15 protein-coding genes are annotated in these 16,069 nt (G+C 40.8%); 12 read left to right on the forward strand and 3 right to left on the reverse strand.

The features are described 5' to 3' along the window. Positions 1 to 40 precede the first annotated feature (40 nt). Genes G511_RS0111610 through G511_RS22710 form a run of 10 tightly spaced genes read left to right on the forward strand, consistent with a single transcriptional unit; the run spans position 41 to position 9,998 of the window. Positions 41 to 1,147, forward strand: coding sequence for a hypothetical protein (locus G511_RS0111610; RefSeq protein WP_156905205.1), 1,107 nt, complete (start codon positions 41 to 43; stop codon positions 1,145 to 1,147). Further along, positions 1,144 to 2,163: an acyltransferase family protein gene (locus G511_RS0111615; RefSeq protein WP_028469767.1), complete on the forward strand. Its 1,020-nt coding sequence runs from the start codon at positions 1,144 to 1,146 to the stop codon at positions 2,161 to 2,163. Before G511_RS0111610 ends, G511_RS0111615 begins: the two co-directional genes overlap by 4 nt. After that, positions 2,160 to 3,230, forward strand: a complete 1,071-nt coding sequence (locus tag G511_RS0111620; protein ID WP_028469768.1) for a glycosyltransferase — start codon at positions 2,160 to 2,162, stop codon at positions 3,228 to 3,230. Before G511_RS0111615 ends, G511_RS0111620 begins: the two co-directional genes overlap by 4 nt. Next, the gene (locus tag G511_RS0111625) at positions 3,227 to 3,679 is read left to right on the forward strand and encodes a serine O-acetyltransferase (RefSeq protein ID WP_028469769.1); all 453 of its coding nucleotides are present in this window, start codon (positions 3,227 to 3,229) and stop codon (positions 3,677 to 3,679) included. The genes G511_RS0111620 and G511_RS0111625 overlap by 4 nt, the downstream gene beginning before the upstream one ends. After that, entirely contained in the window at positions 3,676 to 4,869 is a 1,194-nt protein-coding gene (locus tag G511_RS0111630) for an aspartate-semialdehyde dehydrogenase (protein WP_051221948.1), read from the forward strand. Before G511_RS0111625 ends, G511_RS0111630 begins: the two co-directional genes overlap by 4 nt. After that, positions 4,856 to 5,614: a WecB/TagA/CpsF family glycosyltransferase gene (locus tag G511_RS0111635; RefSeq protein ID WP_028469771.1), complete on the forward strand. Its 759-nt coding sequence runs from the start codon at positions 4,856 to 4,858 to the stop codon at positions 5,612 to 5,614. The genes G511_RS0111630 and G511_RS0111635 overlap by 14 nt, the downstream gene beginning before the upstream one ends. Positions 5,615 to 5,646: 32 nt before the next feature. Then, positions 5,647 to 7,068, forward strand: a complete 1,422-nt coding sequence (locus G511_RS0111640; RefSeq protein ID WP_028469772.1) for a mannose-1-phosphate guanylyltransferase/mannose-6-phosphate isomerase — start codon at positions 5,647 to 5,649, stop codon at positions 7,066 to 7,068. A gap of 51 nt (positions 7,069 to 7,119) precedes the next feature. Continuing rightward, a complete protein-coding gene (gene galE / locus G511_RS0111645) occupies positions 7,120 to 8,154 on the forward strand; it encodes a UDP-glucose 4-epimerase GalE (protein WP_028469773.1) in 1,035 nt (344 codons plus the stop codon). Positions 8,155 to 8,202: 48 nt separating this feature from the next. After that, positions 8,203 to 9,603, forward strand: coding sequence for an MBL fold metallo-hydrolase (locus tag G511_RS0111650; RefSeq protein WP_028469774.1), 1,401 nt, complete (start codon positions 8,203 to 8,205; stop codon positions 9,601 to 9,603). A 23-nt stretch (positions 9,604 to 9,626) separates the two neighbouring features. Next, the gene (locus G511_RS22710; RefSeq protein ID WP_156905206.1) at positions 9,627 to 9,998 is read left to right on the forward strand and encodes a VanZ family protein; all 372 of its coding nucleotides are present in this window, start codon (positions 9,627 to 9,629) and stop codon (positions 9,996 to 9,998) included. Here the strand turns inward: G511_RS22710 and G511_RS0111660 are convergent. The 3 genes from G511_RS0111660 to galU form a co-directional block, all read right to left on the reverse strand. Then, entirely contained in the window at positions 9,973 to 11,241 is a 1,269-nt protein-coding gene (locus G511_RS0111660) for a nucleotide sugar dehydrogenase (RefSeq protein WP_028469775.1), read from the reverse strand. The genes G511_RS22710 and G511_RS0111660 overlap by 26 nt on opposite strands. Next, entirely contained in the window at positions 11,238 to 12,926 is a 1,689-nt protein-coding gene (gene pgi, locus G511_RS0111665; protein ID WP_028469776.1) for a glucose-6-phosphate isomerase, read from the reverse strand. The genes G511_RS0111660 and pgi overlap by 4 nt, the downstream gene beginning before the upstream one ends. An 80-nt stretch (positions 12,927 to 13,006) precedes the next feature. Then, on the reverse strand, positions 13,007 to 13,891 hold the full coding sequence (gene galU, locus G511_RS0111670; protein WP_028469777.1) for a UTP--glucose-1-phosphate uridylyltransferase GalU: 885 nt from the start codon (positions 13,889 to 13,891) through the stop codon (positions 13,007 to 13,009). Positions 13,892 to 14,214: 323 nt separating this feature from the next. Here galU and G511_RS0111675 point away from each other — a divergent pair, with 323 nt between their 5' ends. Both G511_RS0111675 and G511_RS0111680 read left to right on the forward strand, forming a co-directional pair. After that, positions 14,215 to 15,426, forward strand: a complete 1,212-nt coding sequence (locus G511_RS0111675) for an outer membrane beta-barrel protein (protein ID WP_028469778.1) — start codon at positions 14,215 to 14,217, stop codon at positions 15,424 to 15,426. A gap of 51 nt (positions 15,427 to 15,477) precedes the next feature. Then, positions 15,478 to 16,044, forward strand: coding sequence for a polysaccharide biosynthesis/export family protein (locus G511_RS0111680; RefSeq protein WP_084629092.1), 567 nt, complete (start codon positions 15,478 to 15,480; stop codon positions 16,042 to 16,044). Positions 16,045 to 16,069 lie beyond the last annotated feature (25 nt).

Below are 16,069 nucleotides of genomic sequence, written 5' to 3' on the forward strand. Positions count from 1 at the left end.
TATTAAACTATTAAGTAGATTTGTTATTGTTATTATTTCGATGTCAATAATTTTTTTAGGTCCTTCAGATAGAATTTATGACCTGTATGAAGTTGGAATAAATAAGAATTTACGTATCATTATGTTGGCTACAATGTCTTCCTATATAGTATTTACTGGAGTTAATCTAACTAAGTATAAATTCTTTTTTGGGCGCTTTGTTTATTTATTTATTTTTATTGTTTTACTTTATTCAGTTTATTCTCCATCGCTTAACACTTCTTTAGTAATGCTTAGTAAAGCAATGTTGTGGACGCTAGCTGCTGTGTGTTCTTATCGATTAAGACTGTTCGGGCGTTTAAATAACGAATTTATGTTCAGGCTTATTTGTGTATCAATTATAATAGGGTGCGCTTCAAGTTTGTATACTAAATTTTTTGGTGATTTGCGTACATCACAAAATGTAGGAGCTTATGGCTTAATATGGCTTGTTCCTCTTTTGTTTGTTAGTTCTTCTAAATCAATTTTCATTAGAAATATAATGATAACTATAGTTTTGATTTCACTGCTTTTGATTCTAAAACGTGGAGCTATTATATCATTCTCAGTTGGGGGAGCTCTATACTTAATAGTAGATTATTTTTCAAGAAATAATATAAAAGAAAAATTAAGTTATATAATATCTTTGTTTTTTTTGGTGCTGTCCCTTATTCTCTTTGTATATTGGTTTCGCGAAACGTTATATCAAAGATTTTTTGAAGACCCAACACAGAGAGATATTTTTTATTCGATTTTATATCAAAATTGGGTTACTTCTGAACTTGTAAACTTTGTTTTTGGTTTTGGAAGCTTATCGGTTGTCTCCTATACGGCTTACTATTTTGGTACAGAAGGCTTGGTAGCTCATTCAGATTGGTTACAATTAACTCATGATTATGGTTTGTTAGGTATACTACTATTACTATATTTTTACTTTACTATAATTTATTTATTATTTGCGTCTTTGAAAGTTGATTTATATTTAGCCAAAATTATAGCTTTTTCTTTTGGCGCCATGGTATGCGTTAATATTTATTCGGGTCAGTTTTTTACACCAAACACATTTTTGTTTGGTTTGTTCGTTGGAATTGTATCAGCAGACATTGAAAAAGGAAGGGGTGAATTTTGAATCGATTAATAGAGTTTGATTCACTAAGAGGTATAGCTGCTTTACTTGTAGTTTTATTTCACTATACATATCAGTATTTTAATATAATAGATGGCGGTGAGCCGATTACAACTTTATTCACTTATGGGGGATTGGGTGTACAGTTATTCTTTATTATAAGTGGATTTGTTATTCTCGTATCTTTACATCATTCAAAAGATATATTTTATTTTTATATATCAAGATTTTCAAGATTATATCCACCATATTGGTTTGCAGTGTGTTTTTCATCATTGGTTGTTATTTTGAGTGGTAAGTATTTGGAGCTTACAGATTTTTTGATGAATTTAACTATGTTTCAATATTTCTTTTCTATAGATGATATTGATGGAGTTTATTGGACTCTACGAGTTGAGTTGACTTTTTATTTTTGGGTTTCTATTTTTTATTTTTTTCTGACTAAAAATAACTTTAAGTTTATTTTGATTGTTTGGTTGTTAGCTTCTTTGGTAATACCTTTTATAAATAATACATATGAAATTTATAACTCTTTTCCTCTATTTAAGGTTTTTGATAGACTATTTATGCTCCAATTTACACCATTCTTTCTTTCGGGCATTGCATTCTACTATTATAAAAATGAAGTTGGTTTTCGTTATTCATTGTTTGTTATTTTGTTGTGCCTATTAGTTGTTTATGTAAATGATTCCATTAAATATACTATTGTATTATTGCTGATTGATATTATTGTTTTTTTGGTTTTAAATGAACGTATGAAATTTCTTAATAATAAATTTTTCCTCTTTATGGGAAGTATTTCTTATAGTTTGTATCTTATTCATCAATTATTTGGGTACTATCTTATTGGTTTTTTGAGTGAATATATCATGATTGAACTTTCTATATTAATTACTATTTTTGTTGTTGTTTTTATTGCTTATGTTGTTAAAGAAAGTGTTGAAATAAAAGGTCGTGTTTTTTTCAGGAATATACTTTTTTCATTAAAAAATACTATAGAATTCAGGAAGGTTTCGTGATTAACAAAAGAGTTTTAATAGTTGGGCCTTCATTAGAAGCTAAAGGTGGAGTTGCCCTATATTATTCAATAGTTTTCCCTTTGTTAAAATTGAATGATAGGCTTGATGTTGAATATTTCTCTATCGGTAGTTCTACAGGGCGTGGATCTATTTTTGATATTTTATTTTTTATAAAAACACTATTCGCTTTTAGGCCAGATATGGTTCATGTTAATACTTCTTTAGGTTGGAAGAGCTTTTTGCGTGATGGCTTATTTTTATTAATAGCAAGAGTGTTTTCATGTAAACGTTTAGTTTTTTTTCGAGGGTGGTCTTTGTCTGATAAAGTTACTGAGGGGTTTGTTTTTCAGTTCTATTTTAGGCTTTGTTATAAAAGTAGTAACGGTTTTTGTGTTCTATCTGATCACATTTATAAAAAAATTTCTGGTTGGGGCGTTAAAGGTAAAATTTTTAAACAAACTACAGTAGTTGATAAATCTTTGTTTAAGCAAGACGAGCCAAATATTAGTAAATGCTTTCCTGATCGTATTGATAAATTGAAACTGCTTTTTCTTTCAAGAGTAGAAAAACAAAAAGGAATTTATGAACTTGTATCCGCAGTTAAGATACTTAATGAAAGCGGTTATTCTGTTTCTTTAACTATAGCTGGGAACGGCGGTGAATTAGATGTTTTAAAAAACAAAGTTTCTGAATTAAATATTAATGAGTTTATTGAGTTTGTTGGTTTTGTTGAGTTAGATGACAAATCTAATCTCTTGAAGTGTAGTGATGTTTTTTGTCTCCCCTCATATACAGAAGGTATGCCTAACGCGGTGCTTGAGGCTATGTGCTTTGGACTACCTATCATTAGCACTCCTGTTGGTGCATTAAAGGATTTAGTGACAGATAACGTTGGAATAACTGTTCCAGTTAAAAGTATTGATCCTTTAGTTACAGCTATTAAGTTTTTCTTCGAACGAGACAACTTAACAAAAATTTCTAATTACAATAGTGATTTTGCTAATAATAATTTTCTTTCTGATAAAGTTACAAATAAATTGATAGCTGTTTATGAGGATGTTTTATGAATGCAATTGTTTTTTACCGTCTGGCAAATTTCTTTTATAAAAAAAATATACCATTACTTCCTTTGATTATAAAATATTTTACTTTTTTTGTTTTCAATTCCGTTGTCCCAGCTAGTTGTTCGATTGGTAAAGGTTCTAGGTTTATGTATGGTGGAATTGGTGTCGTTATCCATAAAAATGCAGTAATAGGTGAGAATGTTGCAATTGGGCAAGGGATAACTATTGGAAGAAAGTTATGTAATGGAGCCCCTAAAATTGGCAACAATGTTTATATTGCTGCAGGATCGAGAATACTTGGAAATATTACTATTGGCGATAACTGTATTATTGGTGCTAATTCAGTAGTTATTCATGATGTGCCTAGTAATTCTGTTGTGGGAGGAATACCGGGAAAAGTTTTGAAAACAGTTGATAAGGACATATATCTAATTACGGGTTCTATATTATGAATCTTATTGACGTTAATTCAAAAATTTTAATATTTTCAAAATCATGTAGCTATAAAGGTCATGATCCGTTCGATGGTTTAAATAGTATATTGTTTAACTTTATTCCTTCTTTTAAAAATACTTTTCTTGGTCTTGCTTATATTCAATTATTTAAGCAATCGCCCCTTAACCTTCGTCCGTTATTGGGTGTTCCTAAAAAGAGAAATCCTAAAGGTATCGGCTTATTCATTCTTGGTTTGATCGAAGATTATAAGCGAACATCTGATACGACTTATCTGAAAGAAGCCACCACTCTTGCTGATTGGCTGCTGACTCAGAAATGTGATCAGGATAAGTGGCAGCATGCTTGTTGGGGCTACCATTTTGATTGGAAGGCACGTGCTTTCTATGTGCCACAAGGTAAGCCAAACGTTATTACTACTATTTATGTGTCTCAAGCTCTGTTTGCCTTAGCGAATATCCTTGAGCAGCAAGGCTCAGGTGAGGCAGAAAAGTTTCGCGAACCTGCGTTAGACTCCGCTAATTTTATCGTTAACACGCTTTACACCGAAGCAGACGGTCGATCTTTCTTTGCTTATATTCCAGGTGAATCGGCCTTTGTTCATAACGCTAGCCTTTGGGCTGCTGCTTGGGTGAGTGTTGTTGGCCGTTACACTCAAAACACGCTTTATTGTGATATGGCTTTAAAGGTTGCACGCCAATCTGCTAGTGAGCAATCAGAAGATGGATCGTGGGTGTATGGCGCGCGCCATCATCACCAGTTTATAGATGGCTTCCATACGGGGTATAACCTCGAAGCGCTTGATCTGATTCGTAAAACACTTGATGTTACTGAGTTCGATGAATCCATCGAAAAAGGGTTAACGTATTACAAAACCCATTTCTTTGATGAAGATGGCACGGCTAAATATTACAACAACAACCGCTACCCGCTTGATATGCACTCTGTTGCCCAAGCTGTTATCACGCTATTAAAAGTGGGAGGTACTCAAGAAGATTTTGATCTAGCAGAAAAGGTTATTAACTGGTCTATTAATGAGCTTTATCTTTCTGATAAAAAGCGATTTGTGTATCAAAAAACAAAGCGCTTTGTAAATAAGATTAACTACACACGATGGACTCAAGCATGGGTTTATTATTCTTTTTCATATTTTAATCAAATGCAGGCTAAGCGTAATGAATCGTATTAATTTTCTGGGTAGCCCTATGGATTCCGGCAGCATGTCGGATACGGTTAGTGCGATTTCTGACAGAATATCAAGCCAGCAGTTCACTCAGCATGTAGTCGTTAATGTTGCAAAGCTCGTTAATATGCGTAAAGACGCTGAACTCGCAAAGTCTGTCACTGAATGCGATATCATTAATATTGATGGTATGGGCGTTGTTTGGGGCGCTCGTTTTTTAGGCCACAAAGTTGGCGAGCGTGTATCGGGCGTTGATCTTTTTGCCGAACTCAATGCTATGGCTGAGCGCGAAGATTTTCCGGTGTTTTATTTAGGTGCAAAAGAAGATGTTGTCACCAAAACCGGCGAAGTGATGCAGGCTCAGCATCCTCAACTTACTATTGCAGGTACACATCACGGTTATTTTTGGGATGATGAGCAGGCGGTGGTTGAGCAAATTAAAGCTTCTGGTGCACGTTTATTATTTGTAGCGATCACATCTCCTAAGAAAGAGAATTTTATCAACCGTTGGAAAGATGAGCTCGGGGTTGATTTTGTAATGGGTGTAGGCGGTACCTTTGATGTGGTTGCCGGTAAGGTGAGCAGGGCGCCCGTATGGATGCAAAATTATGGGCTAGAATGGTTGTATCGCGTTATTCAAGAGCCAAGGCGTATGTGGAAACGTTACTTAGTGACTAATTCCCAGTTTGCTTGGTTACTTGTTCAGGCTAAGTTAGGGTTTTTGAAAGATACTAAGCATAATAACGTTTAAACGATTCAATTCGATTTATTTAGGATTTTCTAATGATCCCTATCATTCTCTCTGGTGGTTCTGGTACACGCTTGTGGCCACTGTCTCGTACTCAATATCCAAAGCAGTTTTTACCGTTAAATTCTGATTTAACCATGTTGCAAGAAACGGTCAAACGCTTAAAGAAAGTCGATACCGTTAATGTAATCTGCAACGAAGAGCATCGCTTTTTGGCTGCAGAGCAAATGCGCCAGATTTCACAGGCGTGTTCTGTCTTTTTGGAGCCTGTTGGGCGTAATACGGCTCCTGCTATTGCTTTGGCTGCCTTGGATGCTGTTGCTAAAGGTAAGGGTGCAGAGCCATTGTTAGTATTGGCTGCTGACCATGTTATTGAAAACGAGAATGCATTTCGTGATGCGGTTGCATTAGCCGAGCCTCTGGCTATTGCTGGTAAGTTTGTTACTTTTGGGATTGTGCCAACGCAACCAGAAACGGGCTACGGTTATATTAAGCGAGGTAGCTATTCGCAAGCCGGTGGTTTTCAGGTTGAGGGTTTTGTCGAAAAACCTGATATGAAAACCGCTGTGCAATATGTCGAATCAGGTGAGTATTACTGGAACAGTGGCATGTTTATGTTCCGTGCCGATCGCTATTTAGAAGAGCTAGGTCAGTTTCGCCCCGATATTCTTTCGGCCTGCCAAGCGGCTATGAAAACCACCGTCGCTGACTTTGATTTTATTCGTGTAGATGCTGATGCGTTTAAAGCATGCCCAGATGAGTCTATTGATTATGCTGTAATGGAGCCATTAAGTGCGGTTGATGGTGGTGATTCTGTGGCTGTTGTGCCATTGGATGCCGGTTGGAGTGATGTGGGTAGCTGGTCTGCGCTATGGGATATAAAACCTAAAGATGAGCAAAATAATGTGCTGTCGGGTGATGTGATTGCACACGATACGCGCGGCTCTTTAGTGATGTCTGATGATCGTTTGATCACTACTTTGGGTATTGATGACCTCATTATTGTTGATACCAAAGATGCTTTGTTAGTTGCACACAAAGATAAGATTCAGAATGTAAAAGCGATTGTAGCCGAGATTAAAGACGGCGGCCGCTCAGAGCATTTTCAGCACCGTGAGGTGTATCGCCCGTGGGGTAAGTACGACTCTATTGATACAGGTGAGCGTTACCAAGTTAAACGTATCACTGTTAAGCCAGGCGCTAAGTTGTCGGTGCAGATGCATCATCATCGTGCCGAGCATTGGATTGTTGTTTCGGGTACCGCCAAAGTAACAGTAGACGATGTCGAACGCTACGTAACCGAGAACCAATCGGTTTACATACCCATTACTGCAGTTCATGCGTTAGAGAACCCAGGTAAAGTTAACTTGGAATTAATCGAAGTGCAGTCTGGTGCTTACTTAGGCGAAGACGATATCGTACGTTTTGAAGACCGTTACGGGCGCGTAAAAGTCTAATTACATAATACATATTAACCGAATGAGTAATGAGTAAATAAGGGGTTTTTCATGGCTGTTTTAGTAACAGGCGGAGCCGGTTATATCGGTAGCCATACGGATATTTTATTACTGGAAGCTGGCTTTGATGTAGTGGTGCTGGATAATCTTTGTAATAGTGATCCTGAAGTGTTTAATCGCATTGAGACAATCACAGGTAAGCGCCCGGTGTTTGTTGAAGGAGATATTCTCGATAAAGCAGTGCTGAATCAAGTATTTACTGATTACAGTATTGATGCTGTCATTCATTTTGCAGGCCTAAAGGCTGTTGGTGAGTCTGTCGCTAAGCCTGTTATGTATTACCAAAATAATGTGGCGGGCTCTGTTAATTTATTTGAAGCGATGGCTCAGCATAACTGTAAGCGTATTGTGTTTAGCTCTTCAGCGACGGTTTATGGTGACCCTGCCTCTGTTCCTATCCGTGAAGATTTTCCACTATCAGCAACCAACCCTTATGGGCAGTCTAAGTTGATGATCGAGAATGTACTTCGGGATATTGCGTTGGCAGATCCTGAATGGCAGATCTCTATTCTTCGTTATTTTAACCCTGTGGGTGCGCATGCCAGTGGTTTGATTGGCGAAGACCCAAACGGTATTCCCAATAATTTGATGCCTTATGTTGCGCAAGTAGCGATTGGTAAGCTAGAGCAGCTCAATGTATTTGGTGGTGATTACCCTACTGTTGATGGTACGGGTGTACGTGACTATATCCATGTTTTGGATTTAGCCGCGGGGCATTTAAAGGCGTTAGCTGCGCTTTCTAAAACAGACGCGGAAGGCTCTTTCACACATGGCTGCCAGGTTTATAACCTAGGAACCGGTAATGGTTATTCTGTGCTGCAGGTTGTTAGCGCATTCGAGAAAGCCAGTGGCCGTAGCGTTCCTTATTTGATAGCGGGGCGTCGTGCCGGTGATATCGCTACTTGTTACGCCGACCCTGCCTATAGTGCGGATAAACTGGATTGGCGTGCTGAGTTTGGGATAGAGCAGATGGTAGAAGATCATTGGCGCTGGCAGTCATCTAACCCTAGTGGCTACAAAGCTTAATCCATGTTTTTAGCTTACCGCCTTTGGTGGTTGTAACAGGGAGGTTTTATGGTATCTATTCAGCATCACGGCGCAGTACAAGGAGTCACTGGGTCGTGCCATCAAATGACGTTATCTAGTGGCGAAGCATTGCTGGTTGATTGCGGTATGTTTCAAGGGGCAGAATCTGCAGGCCGAGAACTAGGCGAAAAGCAGATTGATTTTCCGCTTGATAATATTAAGGCGCTCGTTGTTACGCATTGTCATATTGATCATGTAGGGCGCATTCCGTTTTTATTGGCGGCAGGTTTTAATGGGCCTATTTATGCTACCCAAGCCACCGCTCATTTGTTGCCATTGGTTATTGAGGATGCCATCAAGGTTGGTGTCTCTCGGGACAAAAACTTAATCAATAAAGTATTGCAGCGTTTGCGGCAGTTGCTAACGCCTATCCCTTATGATGAGTGGTTTAATGTAGAAGGCTTGCCTAAAACACGTGGGCGCTTTCGTGTTGCCGGCCATATTATGGGCTCTGCCTATGTTGAGTTTGACGCACAAGGTGAGCGGGTTTTATTTTCGGGTGATTTAGGTGCGCCTTATTCTCCGTTATTACCGGCCCCTAAGTCGCCGTATAAAGCGGATATTGTCGTTATCGAAAGCACTTATGGTGACAAACTCCATGAAGGCCGAAAAAACCGACGTCAGCTATTAAAGTCAGTTATTGAGCGTTGCTTAAAAGATCGCGGTACGGTGCTTATTCCCGCCTTTAGTATCGGCCGTACTCAAGAGCTTCTATATGAAATAGAAGAGATTATTTATCGTGTTACTAAGCGCAGTAACGCTAAGAATAAAGAGAAAACAGAAACGCAAAGCCCTTGGGAAACCATCGATGTTATTGTTGATTCTCCTTTAGCGGCAAAATTCACGGCGCATTATCGGGATCTTAAGCATTTGTGGGATGGCGAAGCTCAGAAGAAATTAGCCGATAATCGCCATCCATTGTCTTTTGATCAGTTAACAACCATTGATAGCCATCAGCAACATATGAAACTGGTGCAGCATCTTAAAGATTCAGGACGCCCGTCCATTGTTATCGCAGCTAGCGGTATGTGTGCCGGTGGTCGTATACAAAATCACCTTAAGGCGCTGTTGCCTGACTCACGCACTGAAGTGTTGTGTGTTGGTTATCAGGCGAAGGGAACTCCCGGGCGTGATATTCAAACCTATGGGCCACGCGGCGGTTATGTGTTTTTGGATAATGAGCGGATCGATATCCGTGCCGGTATTTTTACGATTAGTGGCTACTCCGCACATGCAGACCAAGCTAACTTAGTTAATTTTGTTAAACGTATTTACAAAAAACCTAATGAAGTGCGTGTTGTGCATGGTGATGAAGAGGCTAAAGCGGCATTGGTTAAAAAGTTGCAAGCGATTGTACCCGATGCAAAAGTCTGGGTTCCGCATGAGTAATCTTGTTATGCAGTATGGTTTTAATGAATAGTCAGTTTTTTACTTCGGCTTGGTTTCGCTGGGCTGTTTTTTTGTTGTGTGCCGCTGGCGTGGCTTATGGGATTTTTAGGCCCGTACCGCCTCCACAGTTATTCCATGGCTCAGATAAAATTGGGCATGTATGTGGTTTTTTAGGTTTATCGCTTACGGCATGGCTCGCGTTTAGATCGGTAAGTTGGTTCTATTTTTGGCCCGTCTTGTTTGGGTTGGCACCACTATTGGAATATCTTCAGGGGGCATGGCGGCCATTGCGTGTTTATAGCATGGGCGATAGCTACGCGAACCTTGCTGGCGTAGCTATTGCTTTGTTATTTGTTATCTCCTTTCGCGCTAGCGTCCGATTCCGTAATAAGTAAAACCGAGGCTTTCTAGTAGTTCTTTACTGAAGAGGTTGCGGCCATCGATAATAAGCGGTGTGAGCATTCGCTCTTTCATCTCTTCACAATCAGGTGATGCATACTCTGGCCACTCAGTCAGTAACAGCAGAGCATCTGCATTGTTGAGTGCTTCGTACTTATCCCGATATGTATGCACTTGTGGATGCCCCCCGTAAAGCTTTTCGATATTCTCTAGTGCTTCCGGGTCATGTATGTGTACATTGGCCTGTTGCGCAGTTAACGCGCTGATTATCTTTAAGCTGGGCGCGCTATCAAGCGCTGCAGAACCCGGTTTAAATGATACGCCCCAAATCGCTATATTAAGATTATGGATGTCGCATTCATAATGTCGCCATAATTTGCGAAACGGCTGCTCTTTCTGCTTTTCATTTTCTTGTAGTACGGTATCTAGTAGCTGTGACTGGCGCTTTTCAGAGAGCAGGTTAGCCAATCCTTTAATCGTCTGAGAAAAAGTATTACCGCCAAAACCGCAGCCCGGTGCGAGGTAATGATGTCCTATACGAGGGTCGGCACCGAGGCTCTGCTTGATCACTTCGATATCAACATCCAGTTGTTCTGCTAGGTTGGCGAGTTCATTAATGTAGCCAATACGTAATGCCAGCATGCCAGTGATAGATAGTTTGGCAAACTCAGCTTCTTTAGGTGTCATTACTAATAGTTGTTCAAGCTGGCTACTAAAAGGCCGCAATAATGAGCGGGTCATCATGCTAGCCCACTCGTTGGTGCTGCCTAATGTAAGGGAGGTTGGTTTACGTATGTTTTTAAGTGCTTCCCCTTCTGAAATATTCTCTGCTAGATAGACCACTGCTTGGTCTTTTTCGATATCGAGGATCTTCTGTAATTTGTCAGTGTAGCCCACACCAAAATGGCTTTGGTTGATGATCAGTACTTTCTCTAAACCTTGTTTGGCTATCTGTGAAACTGTATTTTGGGCATGCTCAAACTCAGCGGGATTCATGCTGATGAAATGCGTAGAAAGTAAAGCCGCTGAGCTACTTTGGATAAACTGTAGGTTATTTTTGTCAAACTGCTGATTAATCAGGTCTTTTAGGCCGGGCTCATTACTGATGCTGCTCCCCATTAATGTTACAGGGTCAGTAATTTGAGTATCATTAACAATAAAAACATCATTACCCGACTGCGCCAGCATACCTGCTGTTGCCCAAGCGGTTAGTTCGAGCCCCCAGATAACGATTTTCATTGTTTAGATTCCTTGTCTTGAGCTTGCAGCGAAAGAATACTGTTAAGCAGGCCTGTTGTTGAGCTATCAAATATGGCTGGCGTATCTTCATTTAGTAATGGTTTGAGGAGTTCGGTCGCCATTTTTTTACCCAGCTCTACACCCCACTGGTCAAACGGGTTCACTTCCCAGATAACGGATTGTACAAATACTTTGTGCTCGTATAAGGCAATGAGTTGGCCAAACGAGTATGGGGTTAACTCGTTGATCAAAACGGTAGTGCTAGGCTGATTACCGCGGTAGCGTTTGTGGATGGGGGCAGTATCGTTGCCTTCAATTGCAGAGTCTCCCAGTGCAAGAAGGCGAGATTGCGCAAGGCAGTTAGCCAGTGATAATTGGTGCTGCTGTTGAAGCTCGCTATTTTCAAAACCATCATAGCGCCTGGCAGATGTAATAAAGTCACACATCACTGACTCGGTGCCTTGGTGGAGTAACTGATAAAACGCGTGTTGGGCATTAGGGCCAATTTCACCCCAAAGAATAGGGCAGGTATGGTAATCAATGCTGCTGCCCTGGCGATTAGCACTTTTTCCGTTACTTTCCATCTCAAGCTGTTCGAGGTAGGCAGGTAAGTGGCTTAATCGACCATCGTAAGGGAGGATGGCGTGGGCATGAATGTTTAGAAAGTTAATATTCCAAATACCGATCATGCCTAGTTGTACGGGGAGGTTCTCTTCAAAAGGTGCATTTTTGAAGTGCTCATCCATAGCGTGTGCACCACGGAGCATCTCTTTAAAGCCGGTCATTCCAATGCGTAACGCAATAGGTAGTCCAATAGCAGACCATAAAGAGTAACGTCCTCCGGTCCAATCCCAAAAATTAAGTTGGCTTTTTTCGGGGATGCCCCATTGGCTCATTTTTTCTAGGCTAGCCGAAATACCAATAAAGTGTCGGCGGTTCAGCAGCTCGTCTTTAACGCCACTGGCTGACTTTAACCACTGTCGTGCGGTATTAGCGTTGGACAGGGTATCGATAGTGGTGAACGATTTAGACGAAATAATAAATAGAGTTGTCGTTGGTGATAGTTGGTCCAGTAGGTTAGCTATCTGGCTACCATCCATCGATGATACAAAGTGCAATTTGAGCTGCTGGCCAGCGGGCGGTTGTGAATCGCTTAATGCTTTGCAAGCCATCAGAGGGCCTAGGTCTGAGCCGCCAACACCAATGTTAACGATGGTATCAATGGGCAGGCCTGAATAGCCTCGCCATTGCCCAGCGTGTATGCGGGCGACCATGCTGCTCATATGTGCCAGGTTTGCTTGAATATCAGTCACAACGTTGTGGTTGTTGATCGATAACTGGCTGTTATACGGAAGACGAAGCGCTGTGTGTAATGCTGGGCGGTTTTCAGATGTATTAATCGTGTCGCCTGAGAACAGTCGCTCTTTCCAGCTGTCTAGTTGGCAGTCTTTTGATAAGTTTTTTAAAAGCGAAAGCGTTGTTTGCGTAATACGTTGCTTAGAAAAATCGAGTAATAGGCTTTCATTAGATACGCTGAATGTGTCAAATCTGTTGTTGGTTTTAGGCGTATCTGTAAGGGCATCTATAGGTGTGTCTTGTAAAAAAAGATCGCGTAGATGCGTGGTTCGCATTGTGCCAGCGTGTTGTTCGAGTGCTTTCCAGGCGGGTAATTCTTTTACGCTCAAAATTCCATCTCCGATGAGTAGTATGAAAACCCGCTAGCAAAAGGTATTAGCGGGCTGTAATACAGGAAGAAACTAGACCGTTAGATTAAGCCTTTTATAAAATCCTTAAAATCATTAGCGGTTTCGCTGTGATGTAAACCAAAAATAACATTGGCTTGTAAAAAGCCTAGCTTATTACCGCAATCGTATGTTTTACCGCGCATGCTGTAAGCATTAATGGGTGCTTCTTTGATTAACTGGTCAAGCGCATCGGTTAGCTGTATTTCACCGCCAGCACCCGGTTTGGTGTCTTTTAATAACTCCATCACTCTGGCCGGGAGAATGTAGCGCCCAACAATGGCTTGGTTAGAAGGCGCTTGTGCTTGTGGGGGTTTTTCTACCATGCCAACGATAGGTTGGCTTTGCCCAGGCGCTAATGGTTTGCCTGCACAGTCAACAACACCGTAACGTTCTACATGCTCTAAAGGAACCGCTTCAACCATAATCTGGGCTGCGCCGCTGCTGTGGTAGTCGGCAACCATCTCAGTTAAATCGCACTGCTCTGGTTGTGTGCCATGAATAAGCATATCAGGGAGCATGACTGCAAAATCATCATTACCGACCGCCGGTGCTGCACATAAAACGGCATGTCCTAGCCCAAGAGGTTGATTTTGGCGCACTGCACAAATAGATACATCCGTGGGGAGTATATCGCGCACCGCTTTTAGTAATGCGTCTTTACCTTTGCGAGCAAGCTCAGCTTCTAATTCATAATGCTTATCAAAATGATCCTCAATGGAAGATTTACCGCTACGTGTAACCAAAATTATCTGTTTAAAGCCCGCCTTGATAGCTTCTTCAACGACGTGTTGAATAACCGGTTTATCAACAACGGTTAACATCTCTTTAGGAATGGCTTTGCTTGCAGGTAATACTCGTGTGCCCAATCCTGCGACAGGTATGACGATTTTGGTTAGTGCTGACATCCATTTGCTCCCATTATCAATCAATTATAAATAATGGCTGCATTCTAACATGGCTTAAGCGACAAAAAACCTTTCCTTAATACTCTCTGAAGTATTATCTACGAGCGCATTCTGCCAACACTTTTATTAGGTGGAGCTGGCGGTATAGGGCTATTAATTATTTGTGATAACAGATAAAATCGTAAAAATTTTGCAGTGCAATACAGTTGTACTTTTTGTTGCCTTTTAGTGACAGTTTTAAAGTAAAAACAGGTGGCGCTGTCAGAATGAAAAATGACTGGATTGTCATTATGGAGTCATAGAGATAATAGGAGTTATCTTTCATGGAGTTTAAGAAGACGTACATGCCGCGGCTGGCCACGATGGCACTGTTTACCTCGGCTGTGGTTTCTCCCATGTTGGCTCATGCTATCGAGCCTGCATCTATCTCTTTAGGGCCTGTTTCCATGATTCCTGCGCTGACGGTTAAAGCAGGTCATGATGATAATATTTTCCTCACGTCTACAAATGAAAAAAGCTCTGCTGTTACGGTTATCAACCCAACCGTGCAATTTATTGCTGAAGATGGCGCCAATGCTTATAAATTGACCGCAGATATAAAGCGCGGTGTTTATCATAGTAGCCATGATGATAGTTACACAGATGTGCAACTTCAGGGTGATGCTCGCCTTATTTTTGATGTGCGAAATAAACTCGATTTGCTAGCGGCTTACGTTAAAGCGCATGAAGCAAGAGGTACCGGCTTAACTGAAGGCGCAAATGCCACTGTTAATAGCGGCCCGGTTGAGTTGGATGAGAAAAGAGTGGGTGCAACCTATACATACGGTGCCAGTGGCGCGCAAGGGCGCATTGTTGGCAAGCTTTCTTATGCCGTACGCGAGCATAGTAATTTTAGGAGCCTAACACGTAAGCATGATCGCAATACGTTGCATACCGGTTTGACCTTTTACTATCGAGTTATGCCAAAAACCTTATTGCTGCTTGAAGCACGCAGAACAGGTGTTGATTACCACAACGAGATGCCCAGCGTGTCTAGTTTGGATAGTAGTGAGTGGAAATATCTTGTTGGGGCAAAGTGGGATGCGACAGCTAAAACCACCGGTGTGGTTAAAGCGGGTTATGCGCACAAGCAATTTTCAGATTCAGGCCGTGACGATAAAGGCTCATTCACATGGGATGCCGAGGTGAGCTGGGCGCTACGTACCTATTCTACATTTGCCTTTCGTACCGGGCAGGAGTTGGAAGAATCAACGGGTGATGACAGTTTTATCGATACTCGTTTTGTAAACTTAACATGGGATCATGCGTGGAATGGTCGTATGAAAACTGAATTGGCTTATGGTTTTGCTAATGAAGAATATGACTTAAGCAACCGTGAAGATGATACCAGTAGTTTTTCTGCGGGTGTTTCTTACGATGTTAGTCGTTGGTTGGCCTTAGGGTTTGATGTTGAACATGTGGAGCGCGACTCAAATCAGTCTGCATTTGATTATGATAACAATAGTGTATTCATGACAATTCAAGGCTCTTTATAATGTTAGTGTGGTGGTTTTTCTTGTCTGAACTGATTAGAGGTAATAGTTAAAATGTGGCATCGTTTTTGCGTTTTTTTGTGTCTGTTTACATTCAGTCAGTTATCGTTTTCCGCCAGTGTTTCTGAGGTTGTAGAAGATTCGCGTTCTGAAGGTTTATCCGATTATCGTTTGGGCTCAGGAGACTTACTAGGCATTAAGGTGTTTGGTGAAGATGATCTTAGCGTTGAAGTGCGGATGAGCGATGCAGGAACAATCTCATACCCTTTTCTAGGCGAGTTACGTGTCAAAGGCTTAACGACGGGTGCTTTGGGTGACATGTTGGCTACTAAGTTAAGAGATGGCTATTTGGTTAACCCAAGTGTGAGTGTTGCTGTTCTTGAGTATCGTGAGTTTTATATTAATGGTGCTGTAAAAAGCCCCGGTGCTTATCCGTATCAACCAGGTTTAACATTACAGCGCGCAGTATCATTGGCTGGTGGCTTTACAGAGAGAGCATCCTCTAGCAAGTTTTACCTTTCCCATGAAAAAAGCCTAATCGATGTTAAGCCCGAAAAAGTTAAGTTGAACGCACGAGTCACCCCTGGTGATGTGATCACTATCGAAGAAAGTTTTTTTTAACCCCTGCTTATTTAAGAGTATGAAA

Source organism: Neptunomonas japonica DSM 18939 (assembly GCF_000422765.1).
Classification (GTDB): Bacteria; Pseudomonadota; Gammaproteobacteria; order Pseudomonadales; family Balneatricaceae; genus Neptunomonas; species Neptunomonas japonica.